This window comes from Streptomyces sp. NPDC004134 (assembly GCF_042874195.1).
GTDB lineage: Bacteria > Actinomycetota > Actinomycetes > Streptomycetales > Streptomycetaceae > Streptomyces.
Genome location: NZ_JBIAMS010000021.1, coordinates 1 through 16,372, shown reverse-complemented (window position 1 = coordinate 16,372; position 16,372 = coordinate 1). Strand labels below are relative to the sequence as shown.

The following is a 16,372-nucleotide window of genomic DNA, read 5'->3' as shown; positions in this document are numbered from 1 at the left end:
TGACGTGGGGTGGCATGTCCCGGCCATGAGCATGCCGGGACCCCCGGGACGGGTCAACGGCGCCGGAACCCGTTGAGCCACGGCACGGCCCCGGGGGCGGACACCCCGCCGGGGGACGCCCGTTCCGTACCCTTCCACCCAACTCCCGGGCGCTCACCAGTCCCCGGCGCCCGCCGCCTCCGCCGCGATCGTGGTCGACTCGCCGTGCCCGGTGCGTACGACCGTCTCCGGCGGCAGCGTCAGCAGCCGCGCGCGGATCGACGCCTCGATCGTCGGGCGGTCGGAGTACGAGCGCCCGGTGGCGCCCGGGCCGCCGTGGAAGAGGGTGTCGCCGGTGAACACCGTGCCCAGCTCCGGGGCGTAGAGGCAGACGGCGCCCGGCGCGTGCCCCGGGGTGTGCAGGACCGTCAGCTCCGTGCCCGCGACCGGCAGCGTCTGGCCGTCGGCGAGGGCGGCGTCGGGGGCCCGGTCGGGGTGGGTCATGTCCCACAGCACCCGGTCGTCGGGATGGAGCAGCACGGGAGCACCGGTCTTGGCGGCGAGGGCGGGGGCGGCGTCGATGTGGTCGTCGTGCGCGTGGGTGCAGACGATCGCGGTGACGCGGCGGTCGCCGACGGCGGCGGCGATGGCGTCGGAGTCGTGGGCGGCGTCGATGACGAGGGCCTCGGTGTCGTCGCCGACGATCCACACGTTGTTGTCGACGTCCCAGGTGCCGCCGTCGAGCGAGAACGTACCGGACGTGACGAGGTGGTCGACGCGGGCGCGGCTCACGGGATCACCACCGAGCGCAGCACGTCGCCGGCCTGCATCCGGGCGAAGGCGGCCTCCACGCCGTCGAGTTCGATGGTCTCGGAGACGAAGGCGTCGAGGTCGAGGCGGCCCTGCCGGTAGAGGTCGACGAGCATGGGGAAGTCGCGGGACGGCAGGCAGTCGCCGTACCAGGAGGACTTCAGCGCGCCGCCGCGGCCGAAGACGTCGAGCAGCGGCAGCTCCAGCTTCATCTCGGGCGTGGGCACGCCGACGAGGACGACGGTCCCGGCGAGGTCGCGGGCGTAGAACGCCTGCTTGTACGTCTCCGGGCGGCCGACCGCCTCGATGACGACGTCGGCGCCGTGGCCGCCGGTGAGGTCCCGTACCGCCTCGACGGGATCGGCGGCGCGGGCGTCGACGGCGTGGGTGGCGCCGAGGCGGGTGGCGGTGGTCAGCTTCCGCTCGTCCACGTCGATCGCGATGATCTTCCCGGCGCCCGCGAGCCGCGCCCCCATGACGGCGGCCCCGCCGACGCCGCCGCAGCCGATGACGGCGACGGAGTCGCCGCGGCCGACGTTGCCGGTGTTGAGTGCGGCGCCGAGACCGGCCATCACGCCGCAGCCGAGCAGCCCGGCGGCGGCGGGGGACGCCTCGGGGTCGACCTTCGTGCACTGGCCGGCGGCGACGAGGGTCTTCTCCGCGAACGCGCCGATGCCCAGCGCGGGCGACAGCTCGGTGCCGTCCTGGAGGGTCATCTTCTGCGTGGCGTTGTGGGTGTCGAAGCAGTACCAGGGCCGCCCCCGCTCACACGCCCGGCACCGGCCGCACACGGCACGCCAGTTGAGGATCACGAAGTCGCCCGGCGCCACGTCGGTGACGCCGTCGCCGACGGACTCCACGACACCGGCGGCCTCGTGGCCGAGGAGGAAGGGGAAGTCGTCGTTGATGCCGCCCTCGCGATAGTGCAGATCGGTATGGCACACCCCGCACGCCTGCACCGCCACCACCGCCTCCCCGGGCCCGGGGTCGGGCACGACGACGGTGGCGATCTCCACCGGCTCGTCCTTCGCGCGCGCGACGACGGCTCGTACGTCCTGGGGCATGGGGCGCTCCCTTCGTGGCGGGGGCTCATACAGTACGTCGCCGACGTCCGCGGAGGGGTGAGGCGGGCGTCAGCGAGGCGAACGGAAGACGCCGCTCACCGAACAAGCCCGACGAACTCCCCCTGATCCCCGGCCAGCAGCCCACGGGCCTGCTCCAGGGGGACGAAGAAGCACCGGAAGGCCATCCCCCGGTCCTCGTCGCCGCTGACGACGGTGTGCATCCAGCCGTCCCGGGTCTCGGCGGTCTCCGCCTGGAAGTAGACGGTGATCTGCGGCTGCCCGGTGTGGGGATGCGGACTCTGCTGCACGGCCAGCGCCGTCCCCAGCGTCACCCCCGCCACCCCGGTCTCCTCGGCGATCTCCCGCAACGCAGCCTCGGCGAGCAACTCCCCGCCCTCCACACCCCCGGCGGGCACCTGAGTCCCGGCCTCGGGGAAGTCCCGGTGATCGAACACGAGCAACTCCCGCCCACCCGGGCGACCGCGGATCACGTAGGCGGCGGTCCTGACACGCGCGGTGTGCATCGGCGAACCTCCGGTCAGAGCCGGTCGCATCGACTGGGATCCCATCCGCACCACGCTACGGTTTCCTGTCCATCCCGGCAGGGTGTGTGAGCATGGGCGGATGGTGGGCGGAGTTCGTGTCGATGCGTCGATCCTCATTCCCGAGGACGACTTGCGCTGGGAGCTTCCCGCCGATCCCGCGGTCGGCCGGGCCGATCCCAGCCTGGGCGGCTTCTGCACGGTCCTCACCGTCGACACCACCGCCTGCGCCGCGCTGGACGCGCGGCAGCGGGAGCGGATCCGGCAGCGGGTACCGGGCTTTCGGCGCGGCGGGGACGTCGTCGTGGCGCACGCCGACGGCGTCATCACCGTGACCGTCGACTGGATCGTCGGCTATCCCGAGTCCGGGCGCATCGCCCGGGAGCATCTGGCCGCGGTGCTGCGCGACGCCCTCTGACCCGGCGCGGGTTCAGGTGAGGACTTCCAGCTTCAGCCCGTCGATCCGGCTCCTCTCGGCGGTGAGGCCGATGCTCGTGATCAGGCCGCCCACGATGCCGAACCTGAACACCACCAGCGGGCGGTCGTCGCGGATCCAGACGGCGCCCACCGCGCCGTCGACCAGCGCGACCTTCGCGCCGCCCGCGCGGCCGAACAGGAAGCGGCCCGCGGCCACCGCGCCGAACGCCTCCTCGGGAGCGCCGAGCCGCACCGCGGGGGTGTCCGCGCGCAGGACGACGTCGGGGTCGAGCACGCCGAGGAGGGCTTCGAAGTCGCCGCCGCGGGAGGCCAGGAGGAAGGCGGAGACGACCTCGCGGCTGCGCTTGGCGTCGGCCGCGGGCGGCGTCGCCGCGCCCTGGATGCGGCGGCGCGCGCGGCTGGCGAGCTGGCGGGCCGCCGCGGGCGAGCGCTCGATGATCCGGCCGATCTCGTCGAACGGTACGTCGAAGAGGTCGTGCAGGACGAAGGAGAGCCGCTCCGCCGGGCCGAGCGTGTCCAGGAGGACGATCAGGGCCAGTCCCACCGAGTCGGTGAGGAGCGCTTCCCGTTCGGGATCCGGTGCCTCCTGGCGGTCCCGTTCCGGTTCGTGGACCTGCTCGTCGGTGAGGTCCTCGCGCCGCGACCGACGGGCGCGCAGCATGCTGAGGCAGACCCGCGTCACCACGGTGGTCAGCCAGGCGTCGAGGTTGCGCACCTGGTCGGTGTCCGTGCGGCAGAGCCGTATCCAGGCTTCCTGGACCGCGTCCTCGGCGTCGCCGGACGAGCCGAGCATGCGGTAGGCCATCGCCTGCAGGCGCGGTCTGCGGGTCTCGAACAAGTCCGCCTGCAACTGCTGAGCGTTCACTGTCACATGTCCCTCCCGGCGGACGTCATGGTAGTGACCCGCGCACAGCCCAGCGGTATGAACAGCAACATACGGGATATTCCGAGCTTATGGGTAATTCTGCCCGTGTGTGACCGCTCTACGCTGCTGTGCATGACGCAAAGCCCTGTGGAACTGGTGATCTTCGACTGCGACGGCGTGCTCGTGGACAGCGAGCGGATATGCGTCAAGGTCGACGCGGTCGTCATGGCCGACCTGGGATGCACCTTCACGGAAGCCGAAATGGTCGAGCTGTTCGTGGGCTCGTCCATCGAGGTCTACACGGCCGTCGTCGAGGAACGGCTCGGACGGCGGCTGGAAAAGGGCTGGCACGGCAATACGACCACCTTTACCAGGCGGCGCTCGCGGAACGGCTCACCGCGGTCGACGGCATTCCGGAAGTTCTCGACGGACTCACCACCGGATTCTGCGTCGCGTCGAACGGTGACCACGCCGCCATCCGGCGCAGCCTGACGACCACCGGTCTCCTGCGTCATTTCGGGGACCGCGTATTCAGCGCGGCCGACGTCCCGCGCGGCAAGCCCGCGCCCGATCTCTTCCGGCACGCCGCCCGGGCCATGGGCGTAGCGCCCGACCGCTGCGCGGTGGTCGAGGACAGCGTCTACGGGGTGCGGGCGGCCCGGGCCGCGGGGATGCGGGCCTTCGGCTACTGCGGCGGGCTCACGCCGGCCGCGCGGCTGGCGGGGCCGGGCACGGTCGTGTTCGACGACATGCGCGACCTGCCCGCGCTGCTGGCGGGCTGACCGCGGGGGCGGAGCGGCGGCCGCCGGCCTCGTCGCGGGGCTCGATTTCCCGTACGCGCCGGGGCGTTGACCCAGGGCGGCAGGAGGCTTACGTTGACAGAGCACAGTCAGAAAGCGCTTTCTTCGCGATCTCAGGAGAACCACTGTGCCCACCCCCCACCGCCGCATCCCCCTCCGGGCCGCCCTCGTCGCCGCCCCCACCGCCGTACCCGCCCCCGCCCCCGTACCCGCCGCCACGGCCCCCACGACAGCCCCCGCCACAGCTCCCGCCGCGAAACCCGCCGCCGAACGCCTCGTCCTCTTCGACGGCACCGGCACCGAGGGCTGGAGCCAGGCCGGGCCCGGCGGGTTCACGCTCGCCGACGGTGCGCTCACCTCGTACGGCGGGCTCGGCCTCATCTGGTACTCCGGCCGGGAGTTCGGCACGAACTACCACCTGACCCTCGACTGGCGCCTGGCCGGCGACGACAACTCCGGTGTCCACCTCGGCTTTCCCGCCGGTGACGACCCCGCCATCCGCAACAGCGGCTTCGAGGTCCAGATCGACGCCACCGACTCCCCCGACCGCACCACCGGCGCGGTGTACGGGTTCCAGTCGGCCGACATCGCCGCCCGCGACGCCGCGCTCAAGCCGCCCGGCGAGTGGAACACCTACGACCTGCGCGTCGACGGCGACCGGCTCACCGTGGAGCTCAACGGCGTGCGGATCAACGACTACACCGACACCGTCCCCGAACGCCGGCTCGGGCCCGGCCACATCGGGTTGCAGAACCACGGGACCGGGGACGAGGTCTCGTTCCGGAACATCGTGATCGAGGTCTATGGCAAGTGACGCGCAGGCGGGGACCGTCGTCCCGCCGCACCGCCTCCACCGTTGGGAGCCCCATGAGCCGCACGATCAAACCCCTGTCCCTCGTCGCCGCGCTCACCGTCCTGCCCGCCTTACTGGTGGCGACGCCCTCCGCCGTGGCCGCGCCCGAGCCCACCGGCACGAGCGCACCGAACGCGGCCGGGTTCACCCGCACCGCGCTGGTCGACTCCGACCTCGCCGACCCGTTCGAGCTCGCCGTCACGCCCGACGGGCGGGTGCTCTACGCGCAGCGCACCGGTGAGCTGCAGATCGTCGACCAGGAGACGCGGGAGGTCACCACCGCGTACGACTTCGACTATCCGCTGGAGTTCACCACCCAGTCCGACGGGCTGATCGGGCTCGCGCTCGACCCCGCGTTCGCGCAGAACCACCGGCTGTACGTCATGCACTCCGACAAGGCCGAGAAGAAGGTCAACATCTCCCGGTTCACCCTCAAGGGCGACCGGCTCGACCCCGCCTCCCAGAAGGTGCTGCTGTCCGTCCCCACCTGGCGCGGCGAGGGCCGCGCCAACGTGCACATGGGCGGCTCCCTGGCCTTCGACAGCAAGGGCAACCTGTACGCCGCCACCGGCGACAACACCGACCCCTTCGAGTCGGACGGCTTCACCCCGACCGACGAGCGCGCCGGCCGGCACGCCTGGGACGCCCAGTCCACCGCCGCCAACACCAACGACCTGCGCGGCAAGGTGCTCCGTATCAAGCCCACCAAGGGCGGCACGTACACCGTGCCCAAGGGGAACCTCTTCCGTAAGGGCGAGAAGAAGACCCGCCCGGAGATCTACGCGATGGGGTTCCGCAACCCGTTCCGTATCTCGGTCGACCCCGCGTCCGACGCGCTGATGGTCGGCGACTACGGCCCCGACGCCCGTACGGCGAACGACAACCGCGGCCCGGCGGGCATCGTCGAATACAACCTGATCTCCAAGGCCGGCAACATGGGCTGGCCGTACTGCGTCGGCAACAACATCCCGTTCAACGACTACGACTTCGCCGCCGGCACCTCCGGCGGGAAGTTCGACTGCGCCGCGCCCGTGAACAATTCGCCGAACAACACGGGCAAGACGCAGTTGCCGCCGGCCACCGCCGCACAGGTCTGGTATTCGTACGCGGCCTCCGCCGAGTTCCCGCAGCTCGGCTCCGGCGGCGGCGGCCCGATGGGCGGTCCCGCGTACGACTTCGACCCGGACCTCGACAGCGCGACGAAGTTCCCCGAGACGTACGACGGCAAGTGGTTCAACTACGAGCTGACGCGTAAGTGGTTCAAGACGTTCTCGTACGCGGACGGCAAGCTGCAGTCGATCGACCCGGTGTTCGAGGGAATGAGCTGGATCCAGCCCTTCGACGCCGAGTTCGGCCCGGACGGATCGCTCTACGTCATCGACTTCGGAGCGGGCAGCGGCGTCGGCCGCGGGAGCACCAACACGGACGCCGGGATCTACCGCATCGACTACGCCGCGGGCGCCACCGAATAGGCGCAGCGGAAGACGCGTAGCCGTAGGTGCCGCCGGACGGTTCTCCCGCCCGGCGGCGCCCCCGGCGGCCCGCCCGGTGCCTGACCCGGCTACTCCAGCACCGCGATGTCCAGCTCCTCCAGCCGCCCCGGCTCGCCCACCAGGTCGATCGCCGTGATCCTGCCGTCCTCCAGGGTGAAGCCGAACGCCACGATCGTGCGCGACTTCGCCTGCCACACGGCACCCACGGCCCCGTCGACCAGTGCGAGCCGCGCCCCCTGCGCGCCGCCGGAGAAGATCCTCGCCACCCCCTGCGCCCCGTGCGTGGCCTGCGCCGCGCCGATGCTCACCGCGGTGGCGTCGGCCCGCATCGCGACGTCCGGCGCCAGCAGCGCCAGCAGCCGGTCGAACTCGCCGCTGCGGGCGGCGGTGAGGAACGCGCTCACGACCTTGTGCTGACGCCGCAGGTCGGGCAGCGGTGACGCGCCCTGGACACGGCGGCGGGCCCGGCTGGCGAGCTGCCGAGTGGCCGCCGGGCTGCGCTCGATGACCGCGGCGATGTCGGAGAACGGCACGGCGAACATGTCGTGCAGCACGAAGGCCAGCCGCTCGTCCGGCTCCAGCGTGTCCAGCACGACCAGCAGCGCCTTGCCCACCGAGTCGGCGAGCATCGCCGCCTGCTCCGGGTCGGCGGCCTCGTCGGCCGGCGCGGCGGGCGGGGGGTCGGCGTGCTGGTCGAGCAGCTCCTCGAACAGTTCCTCGCGCCGGGTACGGGCCCGCAGGATGTCCAGGCAGACGCGGCCGACGACGGTGGTGAGCCAGGCGTCGAGGTTCTCGACGGCCGTCACGTCGGCGCGCTGCAGCCTGATCCACGCCTCCTGCACCGCGTCCTCGGCCTCCTCCGCGGAACCGAGCATGCGGTGGGCCACGGCCTGGAGCCGCGGGCGCCTCTCCTCGAACCTGCCGGCCAGCAGTTCGCTCTCGTACATGGCCACCATCATCCACCTTGCCGGTGCGGCCGCGCGGCGGGCCGGTGTCACACCCTCCCGCCGGCAGACGTCGTAGCAGTGTGCGCGCCGGAATCCGGCGGCACGAAATTCCCATGAGGAGTGATATTCCATGCAACCGCGAATGCAGAATCCGGCCATGATTCTCGATGCCATGCAGCCCGTCGGGGACATTTACAAGGCCGCCTTTTCCGGCGGGGTACCGAAAACCACGCTCGACCTGGTGCACCTGCGCGCCAGCCAGATCAACGGATGCAGCTCGTGTGTCGACTCCGGCGCCCGTAACGCCCGTAAGAGCGGCGAGACCGACGAGCGGCTCGCCAGCGTCGCCGCCTGGCGGGACGCGCCGTATTTCACCGACGAGGAGCGCGCCGCGCTGGCGCTGACGGAGGCCACGACGCGGATGGCCGACCGCAGCGACCCGGTGCCCGACGCGATCTGGGACGAGGCCGCCAGGCACTACGACGAGAAGGGCCTCGCGGCCATCGTGCTGACGATCGCCGTGACCAACCTGTTCAACCGGATCAACGCGACCACCAAGCAGGTGCCGCAGGACTGGAGCTCCTGACCGGGGACGCCGGACGCCGGTCCGGTCCGCGGGCGGCGGACCGGGCCGGCTGCCGGCGTGCCGGGCCGGCTGTCCGGTGTGCCGCTGACGGCCACGGCCTTCCCGCTAGGCCGGCTGCGCGCCGATCTCGTCGTCGGCGACCCAGTTGCCGTGGAAGCCGAAGGGGACGCGCCGCGGCAGGTGTACGCGCGCCAGGGGCGCGGCCGCGACGTCGGCGGCGTCGAGTACGGCCAGCTCGCTGCGGTCGGTGCCGCCGTCGTAGACGACCGACAGGATCCACCCGTCGTCCTCCGCCACGGCCCCCGGCCGGGCCACGAACACCGGCTCCTGCGTCACCCGCCCGGCGCCGAAGTGGTGGGCCTCGGACTCGCCGGTGGCGGTGTCGAACTTGACCAGCGGCCCGGGCTCGAAGCTGCCGCCCCGGTCGCGGCCGACGTCGTCGGACAGCCGCAGGCTCTCCGGGCCGATGCCGCCGAACCAGCCGAAGCGGTGGGCCCGCCCGGTCAGTTCGCGGTTGATCCGGGGCCATTCGACGCTCCGGTCCGACATGATCTGCTCGGCGACGGCGCCTCCGTGCGCCGGGACGGTCCAGCGGGCCAGCGCGGGGAGCCCGTCGGCGGGGCCGCGGAACCGGTCGCGGAACACCGTGTCGTAGCGGACGACGTCCATGACGATCGAGCCGTCGGGGGCGTCGTACGCGTTGAGGACGTGGAAGACGTAGCAGCGCGGCGCGTCGAACCACCTGATCTCCGCCGCCGTACCGCCGCGCGGCAGCACGCCCACCCGGGACGGGTGGTCGTCGTTCCAGCGCATCGGGAGCGCGTCGCCGCTCTGCGGCGTGCCCGCGGCGAGGCGGCCCGCGGCGGCGGCCGAGAGGGTCACCGGGAGGTCGAGCACGACGACGCGGGTGGCGGTCATGGCCATGTCGTGGACCATCGGCACGCCGGGCACGGGCAGGTCGGCGGTGTGCGTGGTGGTGCCGGCGGCGTCGACGACGACGTAGCGCAGGTGCTCCGACGCGGGGTCGAGCAGGTAGGTGACGGCGTGCATCTCGCCGTTGGCCGGGTCGATCTTCGGGTGCGCGGTGAAGCCCCGGCGCAGCGCGCCGCCGGAGTCCCAGGTCCGCATCCGGTCCAGGCCGGGGGCGATCGCCACGGGCGCGCCGCCGCCCTCGACGAGGGCGAGGAGCCGGCCGCCCTGGGCGAGGACGTTGGTGTTGGGGGAGTCCTCGGGGGCATCGCCCCGTACGAACCGGTTGCGGTACCACTCGGCCCGCCCGTCGCGCAGCCGGATGCCATGCACCATGCCACGGCCGGTGAACCAGTGGTGGCCCACGCCGGTTTCGTACGCGGCGGGATTGGGTCCGATCCGCAGGAAGCGGCCGTTCAGCTCGGGCGGCAGGGTCCCGGTGACCGGGAGGCCGGTGACGCTCAGCTCGTCGGGGACGGGGGCGAAGTTGCCCTCCAGGTACGGGTTGTCGTGGGGGTCGGCGCTGCGGGTCGCGGTGGCCATCTCGGGCTCCGATCGTCATATCGAAACGTGCAGCCTGTACTGTTTCGATGCTCCGGTGCCGAAGTCCGGTGTGCAACGCCGAGGTTCAGACCGTCCAGACCGGGAGATGTCATGCCGTCGCTCTCCGCCAGCGCCTATGTCGTGCTCGGCCTCCTCGACCAGGCGGGCCCCGCCACGCCGTACGCGCTCGACCGCGAGATCCAGCAGAGCGTCGGGCACTTCTGGGACTTCCCGCGCTCGCAGATCTACGCGGAGGCCGCCCGGCTCGTACGCCGCGGGCTGGTGACGGAGGAGCGCGAGGCGACCGGGCGCAGACGGCGGACGCTGGCGCTGACCCGGAAGGGGCGGGACACGCTCGCCGCGTGGCTGACGGCCCCGCCGGAGGGCGCGACGGACGTCCGCGACGAGGGCCTGCTGCGGCTGTACTTCCAGCGGGAGAGGGGCCCCGGGGAGTCCGAGGGGGCCGAGGTGCGGGGGCTGGCGGAGGCGCAACTGGCGGCACACCGGCGGAAGCTGGCGGAGTACGAGGCGATCCTGGCCGAGGTCCCCGAGCCGTCGTCCGCCGCCGACTCGTCCGGCGCGCGGTTCGGCGTTCCGCAGGCCGCGGCGCTGGCGTTCGGGCTGCGCTTCGAGGAACTGGCGGTGGCGTTCTGGGCGGAGATCGCCGAGGGGGGCGCGGGGGTGGTGGACCCGCGGCTGCGGGGGCGTTGAGGGGGGCAGCGAAACGCGCCGCCCGGGCGGTGGGCCCGGGCGGCGCGGTGCCGGACGTTACGTCCAGGGGTTGGTGCAGCTCGACCGCCAGTGGTGCGAGCTGATCGCTTGGTTCGCGTTCGCGGTGCTGACGCCTGCGAAGTCGTCGTCCCGCAGGTCGCTGATGTAGAGCTCCTCCCAGGCCAGGCAGCCGGTGCCGCCGACGCGGCCCTTGTGCTCCCAGAACTGGATGTTGTGGATGCCCCCGGCGTAGGTGCCGGTGTTCAGCAGCGACGTCGCCCTGTCGTTGGCGTGGCTCTCGACCGGGGCCGCGCTGTCTCCCCAGTTGAAGTCGTCGGTGGCGGCCCGGTCGAGGTATTCGGTGCAGTCCACACCGTCGTAGATACGCAGGTACCCGTCGCCCTTGTACTTGTGGTACTCCCTGTCGCAGTTGGGCCCCAGAGGTGCCGCCGGGGCCGCCTCGGCCAGGCCGGTGAGCATCGTGCTCGCCGTCACGGTCATGACTGCCCCCACCAGGGCAGCATGGAATTTGCGCATGGCGTCGTTCCCTTTCTGTCTCCGTACTCGGTGAGAGATGGGGTCTTTGCGATGGGGTCTTTGCGATGGGGTCTTTACGAGGCCCGGTCGGCCCGTTCCAGGGCGGCCAGCCTCATGCTGTCGGCGGTGGCGACCTCCTCGCCGTACCGCTTGCGCACCGGGTCGCCGTACTCGCGGTCCAGGGCGGCCAGGGTGCCGGCCAGGGAGGTCTCCTGCGCGCAGGTGGCCTCCGCGACCGCGAGTCCGACCTCGACGGCGTGCGCCCGCTCGTCGCTCAGCCCGCCGGTCCGTTCCTCCGCGTCTGCGCGGGCGGCATCCGGGGTCGCGTACGCGCGCCCGGTTTCCTTCTTCATGCACGATGACCACGCGCTCACGCCGGCGGTGTAGCGCTTGTCGCGCATGAGCTGTGGCGAGTAGAGGCCGCTCAGGTTCGTGGCGATCTTGTCGGCGCGGAAGAACGCCTCCACGTCCCCGTACAGCTCCTTACGGGCGGTGAGTTCGCAACCGCCGAGCATGGTGCGGACGGTGCCTCCGGCCGGGAGCTTCACCGACCGGACCGGTGTGTCCGGGCCGCCCGACAGCGCGGTGATGTAGCGCTCGCGTGCGTCGGGGGAGAGGCTTTCGCGGTAGGCGAGGTTGCGGTCGCGCTTCTTCTCGGCGAAGAACGCCTTCTTCAGCCGGCCGCCGTAGCCGTGCTCCCGTGCCCAGGCGACGTCGTCCTGGACGAAGTCGTCGGAGAAGGCCCGTTCGGTGTCGGCGCTCACCCGCGGAAAGATCCAGTACGGGAAGTCCTGCCGTGCCATGCAGCGCTGGACGAGGCGCTGTTCGGCCTCGTCGAGGCGGGCCTGCTCGGTTCGCGTGAGTGCGCGTTCGCGGTCGCGGGCCGGGCCCGCGGCTCCCGCCGGCGTGCCGGCGGTCGACGTGCCGTCCGCCGTGCAGCCCGTCAGCAGCGTGAGTGACGCCGTTGCGGTGGCGAGCAGGCCGGCGATGGCGCTGGTGCGTCGTCGCATGAATCCCCCGTGGTTTTCCCCGTGTTGTCCCCGGCAGTTCCCCGTTGTTCTCCGTGTGCTGTCTTCAGCCTGCCCGCGGCGGGCACCGCCGGGCCACACACTGAAAAGCTGCTTTAAGCGTCGGCCGGGCGATCGGCCGGGCCGCCTGCCGGACTCTCCAGGAGCACGGCCCCGGGGTGGGTGAGGGTGTGCAGCACGTGCCTGCCGCGGCGGATGCTCAGCAGCAGGCCGGCGCGGCGGAGGACGGCGGTGTGGTAGCTCGCGGCGGCTTCGGTGACGCCGAGGCGGAGGGCGAGTTCGCCGGTCGTACGGCCGGAGGCGACGTCCTCCAGGATGGCGGCGCGGGTACGCCCGATGAGCGCGTCGAGTGCGGTGCCGGGGGCTGTGGTGTGGGCTGCGGTGTGGGGCGGGAGCCAGCCGGGGGTGTGCTGGATCGGGTAGACGAGGACCGGCCGCGCGCCGGGCGAGGCGAGCATGACGGGCGTGCGCAAGCAGAAGAAGCCGGGCTGGAGCAGCAGGCCGCGGCCGTCGAGCCGCACGTCCCGTACGACCGGGTAGTCCACCCGCAGCAGCGGCGGCTCCCAGTGGAGCGCGGGCCGGAAGCCGGCGAACAGCCCGGCCGTGCCGCCCTGGAGCACCGCCCGGGCGCGTACGGCCCGGTCGGCGTCCACCTGCGCGCGGATCCGCGGCCAGAAGGGCGCCAGCGCCCAGCCGTGGTACGCCCGCAGCGCGGCGGCCAGCCGGCGGAGCGCCGCGGGGTCGCCCGCCGCCAGGGCGCGGACCTCGGCGGGCAGCGGCCGCTGCCCGCCCCGCGGGGTCCGGCCCCACGAGCCGCTGCCCCACGCGGCGTTGGCCCGTGAGACGGCGAGGCGGGCGAGGTCGCGGCGGAGTACGGCCCGGGGCGTACCGAGAACGGCGGCGAGGGCCTGGTCGAGGTCGACGGGGCCGCCGAGTTCGGGGGTGAGGAAGTCGGGGGAGTAGCCGCGGGGTGGCAGCAGCGGCGCCAGCAGGCGGCTGCTCGCGGGCAGCAGCGGGCGGACGCGGCCGTGCCACTCGCGTAACGCTGGGGGGATCCGGCGCGCCGTGAGGAGCTGGAAACTGTTGGTGATCTCCCATAAGTGGTCGGGCGCGTGCGCGACGCGTACCCGCGCGAGATCGTCTGCGGTGAAGTGCACCTGCAACATGGGTCCCCCGTTGGTCATGCGGCCGGGCTGACTGCGGCAGACGGTTCGCCTCGGCCGGTCGTCGGTCGGTCCGCGCGCGTCGCCAGGGCGACGGCGGCGTATCAGCCTGACCGCATCCGCGGCGGGGCGCATCGCACACGGGGAGTAACCGGCGGGCGTGCGGGGGGAGTACGCGGGCGGCGGAGGGCTGCTCCGCGGGGATACTCCGCGCTAGCGGTTCGGCTCCTCGACGAGCGTGGCGGTGCGGGAGGCGGGGCGTGGCGCGGGGAGGATGCCGGCGCCGTGGAGGTGGCGGCGGGCGGCGGCGACGGCGTCGGGAGTGGCGGCGTACTCGCGGCCCTCGGCCCGTAGCAGATCCAGCGCGCCCACGGAGTCGAGCGCCCGGCGGTGCTCGGGGCGGATGCCCGAGGTCATGACGACGATGCCGCGGCGGTCCAGGGTCTCCACGGCGTCCTTGAGGACGAGCGCGCCGGTGGCGTCGATCGTCGAGACCCGGGACATCCGCAGGATCACGACGCGTGCGTCGGCGATGTCGGTCAGCTCCAGGAGGAAGCGGTGCGCGCCGGCGAAGAACAGGGGGCCTTCGAGGCGGTACTTGACGATGTGCTCGGCGAGCAGCGAGTGCTCTTCGTCGGTGTGGTCGCCGGGGAGGTGGGCCTTGAAGGAGACCTGGTCGAGCCGCGCCTGCCGGGCCACGTCGCGCAGGGCGAGGGCGCCGGCGACGAGCAGGCCGATGATCACGGCGTAGACGAGGTCGAGGGCGAGGGTGGCGCCTGCGGTCAGCACGAGCACGGCCGCGTCGGAGCGGGTGGCCCGCGCCATCGCGCGCAGCGAGGCGACCTCGACCATGCGTACGGCGGTGGCGAGGAGGACTCCGGCGAGGGCGGCGAGGGGGATCTTCGACACGAGCGGCGCGGCGGCGAAGACGATCACGGCGAGGACGGCGGCGTGGGTGAGGGAGGCGAGCCGGGAGCGGGCGCCGGTGCGGACGTTGACGGCGGTGCGGGCGATGGCGCCGGTGGCGGGTACGCCGCCGAAGAGGGGGGCGGCGATGTTGGCGAGGCCCTGGCCGAACAGCTCTTTGTCGGGGTCGTGTTGCCGGGGGAGGGGGTGTTCCTCGGGGTTCGTCTGCGCGGTGTGGCCTGTCTGCGCGGTGTGGACTGTCTGCGCGGTCTGGTCCGTCTGTACGGTCTGGCTCGTCTGCGCGGTAGCCATGCCGTCCGCGACCTGTGCCGAGAGCAGCGACTCCAGGGCGGCGAGCGCGGCGACGGCGACGGCGGGGGCGAGGAGCGTACCGAGGTCGCCCAGGTCGAGGAAGCCGAGGGAGGGAGCCGGCAGACCGGCGGGCAGCTCGCCGATCGGCTTCGCGTCCGTGAGGTGGAACGCCTGCGCGGCGAGGGTGGCGGCGATGACGGCGACGATGGAGAAGGGGATGGCCGGCCGCCAGCGGGCCCCGGCGAGCATGACGGTGACGACGGCGGCGGTGAGGGCGACGGCGGTCCAGTTGGGGGCGGCGGCGAACTCCTCCAGGGCGCGCCAGGTGACGACGAGGACGCGCTCGCCTTCGGGCTTCTCGACGCCGAGGGCGTTGGGCATCTGCTGCAGGGCGATCACGCACGCGATGCCGAGGGTGAACCCCTCGACGACGGGGGCCGGTACGTATCGCATGTAGCGCCCCGCGCGCGCCACCGCGAGCCCGACGAGCATCACCCCCGCGAGCAGCCCCACGGCGAGCACCCCGCCGGGCCCGTACTGCGCGACGATGGGCACCAGCACGACGGTCATGGCCCCGGTCGGCCCGGAGACCTGGAAGCTGGACCCCCCGAAGAACGCCGCCACCGCCCCGGCCACGACGGCGGTCGCGAGCCCGGCCTCGGCGCCGAGCCCGGAGGAGACCCCGAACCCGAGCGCGAGCGGCAGCGCGACGATCGCGACGGTCAGCCCGGCGAGCAGATCCCGCCGCGGCTCGCGCCCCATGTCCCGGAGGTCGTCGCGCGCGGGCAGCAGCGCACGAACCGGGCGCCGGACCCGGAGGAGGAGGGTCTTCACCGCGCCTCGGCCTCGGCTTCCCGCAACTCGGCGAGGAGTTCGTTCTGCCCGGCGAGCATCTCGGTGAGGATCCGCCGCGCGGCGCGCATCAACTCGGCGACGTCACCGCCGGCGAGGGCGTAGACGACGGTGGAGCCTTCGCGGGTGGCGGTGACGATGCCGGAGCGGCGGAGGACGGCGAGCTGCTGGGAGAGGGCGGGGGCCTCTATGCCGCCGATCTCGGTGAGGAGGTCGCGGACGGCCATGGGGCGGTCTTGGAGGAGCTCGAGCACGCGGATGCGGACGGGGTGGCCGAGCATGCGGAACAGGTCGGCTTTGGCTTGGTAGAGCGGGACCTGCACGTGAGTCGACTCCAAGTGATCGGGTGGCGGCTACATGATGTAGCAAATTGCAGAGTATTGCAATTTAAGAAGCTGGGGACGGGGAGGGGCGGAGGAGGGGGGCTCTGGTCTGGTCGCGCCGGAGGTGCGGGCGCGGGGGGTCGGCTTCTCGGCGGGCTGATGGGGTGCGGGGTGGCCGGTCTGTGGGGGCCGGGGCGGGGGTCGGGGGAGCGGGCGCTGGACTGACGGCCGTTCGCGGAGCGGAGCAGCGCGGGCCGTGTCCGGGTCCGGGGGCGCGGGCTGGGTGGGGGCCTGGGGATACGAGCCGTGTCCGGGTCTGGGGACGCGGGCCGTGTCCGGGTCCGGGGGCGCGGGCTGGGTTCGGGTCTGGGGGCGCGGGCTGGGGGCGCGAGCTAGGGACGTGGGCCGGGTCTGGGGACGCGGGCTGGGGGCGCGGGCTGGGTCCGGAGACGCGGGCTGAGCGGAGCGCGTGGGCGGGGTTCTGGCACGGGTCGGACCTAGGCGCGCAGACCGCGTCCGGCGACCCCGTACTCCGCGAAGCCCCCACATCCCCACATCCCCTCACACCCGCCCAAGGGTAGGCGCCTGCTCTGACAGTGAGGATTGGTGATGGCACCGCCCGGGGGTCTGGCTCTTGCTCTGACTGACGCT

Annotated in this window: 14 protein-coding genes and 3 pseudogenes; 6 read left to right on the top strand and 11 right to left on the bottom strand. The window is 72.9% G+C overall.

The window, feature by feature from the left end:
- Window positions 1-153: 153 nt before the first annotated feature.
- From ACFYVJ_RS24375 to ACFYVJ_RS24365, 3 genes are all read right to left on the bottom strand, one after another.
- The gene (locus ACFYVJ_RS24375; RefSeq protein ID WP_388895129.1) at window positions 154-771 is read right to left on the bottom strand and encodes an MBL fold metallo-hydrolase; all 618 of its coding nucleotides are present in this window, start codon (window positions 769-771) and stop codon (window positions 154-156) included.
- Window positions 768-1,853 (bottom strand): S-(hydroxymethyl)mycothiol dehydrogenase, encoded by a 1,086-nt coding sequence (locus ACFYVJ_RS24370; RefSeq protein WP_388895126.1) that lies wholly within the window; start codon window positions 1,851-1,853, stop codon window positions 768-770. Before ACFYVJ_RS24370 ends, ACFYVJ_RS24375 begins: the two co-directional genes overlap by 4 nt.
- Before the next feature lie 95 nt (window positions 1,854-1,948).
- On the bottom strand, window positions 1,949-2,377 hold the full coding sequence (locus tag ACFYVJ_RS24365) for an NUDIX domain-containing protein (RefSeq protein ID WP_388895122.1): 429 nt from the start codon (window positions 2,375-2,377) through the stop codon (window positions 1,949-1,951).
- A gap of 100 nt (window positions 2,378-2,477) precedes the next feature.
- Between ACFYVJ_RS24365 and ACFYVJ_RS24360 the strand changes: the two genes are divergently transcribed.
- On the top strand, window positions 2,478-2,813 hold the full coding sequence (locus tag ACFYVJ_RS24360; protein WP_388895119.1) for a hypothetical protein: 336 nt from the start codon (window positions 2,478-2,480) through the stop codon (window positions 2,811-2,813).
- A gap of 12 nt (window positions 2,814-2,825) precedes the next feature.
- Here the strand turns inward: ACFYVJ_RS24360 and ACFYVJ_RS24355 are convergent, their stop codons facing one another.
- On the bottom strand, window positions 2,826-3,704 hold the full coding sequence (locus tag ACFYVJ_RS24355) for a sigma-70 family RNA polymerase sigma factor (protein WP_388895117.1): 879 nt from the start codon (window positions 3,702-3,704) through the stop codon (window positions 2,826-2,828).
- 126 nt (window positions 3,705-3,830) lie between these two features.
- Between ACFYVJ_RS24355 and ACFYVJ_RS24350 the strand changes: the two are divergent.
- The 3 pseudogenes from ACFYVJ_RS24350 to ACFYVJ_RS24340 form a co-directional block, all read left to right on the top strand.
- Window positions 3,831-4,480: pseudogene (locus tag ACFYVJ_RS24350) on the top strand (HAD family hydrolase).
- 295 nt (window positions 4,481-4,775) lie between these two features.
- Window positions 4,776-5,312: pseudogene (locus ACFYVJ_RS24345) on the top strand (DUF1080 domain-containing protein); the annotation flags it as partial.
- A 182-nt stretch (window positions 5,313-5,494) separates the two neighbouring features.
- A pseudogene (locus tag ACFYVJ_RS24340) lies at window positions 5,495-6,802 on the top strand (PQQ-dependent sugar dehydrogenase); the annotation flags it as partial.
- Between the two features lie 110 nt (window positions 6,803-6,912).
- Here ACFYVJ_RS24340 and ACFYVJ_RS24335 read toward each other — a convergent pair.
- The gene (locus tag ACFYVJ_RS24335) at window positions 6,913-7,800 is read right to left on the bottom strand and encodes a sigma-70 family RNA polymerase sigma factor (RefSeq protein WP_388895115.1); all 888 of its coding nucleotides are present in this window, start codon (window positions 7,798-7,800) and stop codon (window positions 6,913-6,915) included.
- Window positions 7,801-7,933: 133 nt separating this feature from the next.
- Here ACFYVJ_RS24335 and ACFYVJ_RS24330 point away from each other — a divergent pair, with 133 nt between their 5' ends.
- A complete protein-coding gene (locus ACFYVJ_RS24330) occupies window positions 7,934-8,377 on the top strand; it encodes a carboxymuconolactone decarboxylase family protein (RefSeq protein WP_388895431.1) in 444 nt (147 codons plus the stop codon).
- A 105-nt stretch (window positions 8,378-8,482) separates the two neighbouring features.
- On the opposite strand, the gene ACFYVJ_RS24325 is transcribed toward ACFYVJ_RS24330, so the two are convergent.
- Window positions 8,483-9,889 carry a carotenoid oxygenase family protein gene (locus ACFYVJ_RS24325; protein WP_388895112.1) on the bottom strand — a complete coding sequence of 469 codons (1,407 nt, stop codon included), beginning with the start codon at window positions 9,887-9,889 and terminating at the stop codon, window positions 8,483-8,485.
- Between the two features lie 111 nt (window positions 9,890-10,000).
- On the opposite strand from ACFYVJ_RS24325, the gene ACFYVJ_RS24320 reads away from it, so the two are divergent.
- Window positions 10,001-10,600, top strand: a complete 600-nt coding sequence (locus tag ACFYVJ_RS24320) for a PadR family transcriptional regulator (protein WP_388895109.1) — start codon at window positions 10,001-10,003, stop codon at window positions 10,598-10,600.
- 57 nt (window positions 10,601-10,657) lie between these two features.
- Here ACFYVJ_RS24320 and ACFYVJ_RS24315 read toward each other — a convergent pair whose 3' ends face one another.
- From ACFYVJ_RS24315 to ACFYVJ_RS24295, 5 genes are all read right to left on the bottom strand, one after another.
- Complete coding sequence (locus ACFYVJ_RS24315) at window positions 10,658-11,137, bottom strand: hypothetical protein (RefSeq protein WP_388895106.1); 480 nt, start codon at window positions 11,135-11,137, stop codon at window positions 10,658-10,660.
- Window positions 11,138-11,211: 74 nt separating this feature from the next.
- Complete coding sequence (locus tag ACFYVJ_RS24310) at window positions 11,212-12,147, bottom strand: hypothetical protein (RefSeq protein WP_388895103.1); 936 nt, start codon at window positions 12,145-12,147, stop codon at window positions 11,212-11,214.
- A gap of 113 nt (window positions 12,148-12,260) precedes the next feature.
- Window positions 12,261-13,331 (bottom strand): ArsR/SmtB family transcription factor, encoded by a 1,071-nt coding sequence (locus tag ACFYVJ_RS24305; protein ID WP_388895100.1) that lies wholly within the window; start codon window positions 13,329-13,331, stop codon window positions 12,261-12,263.
- A 210-nt stretch (window positions 13,332-13,541) separates the two neighbouring features.
- A complete protein-coding gene (locus ACFYVJ_RS24300) occupies window positions 13,542-15,380 on the bottom strand; it encodes a SulP family inorganic anion transporter (RefSeq protein ID WP_388895097.1) in 1,839 nt (612 codons plus the stop codon).
- The gene (locus ACFYVJ_RS24295) at window positions 15,377-15,721 is read right to left on the bottom strand and encodes an ArsR/SmtB family transcription factor (protein WP_388895094.1); all 345 of its coding nucleotides are present in this window, start codon (window positions 15,719-15,721) and stop codon (window positions 15,377-15,379) included. The genes ACFYVJ_RS24300 and ACFYVJ_RS24295 overlap by 4 nt, the downstream gene beginning before the upstream one ends.
- Between the last annotated feature and the right edge of the window lie 651 nt (window positions 15,722-16,372).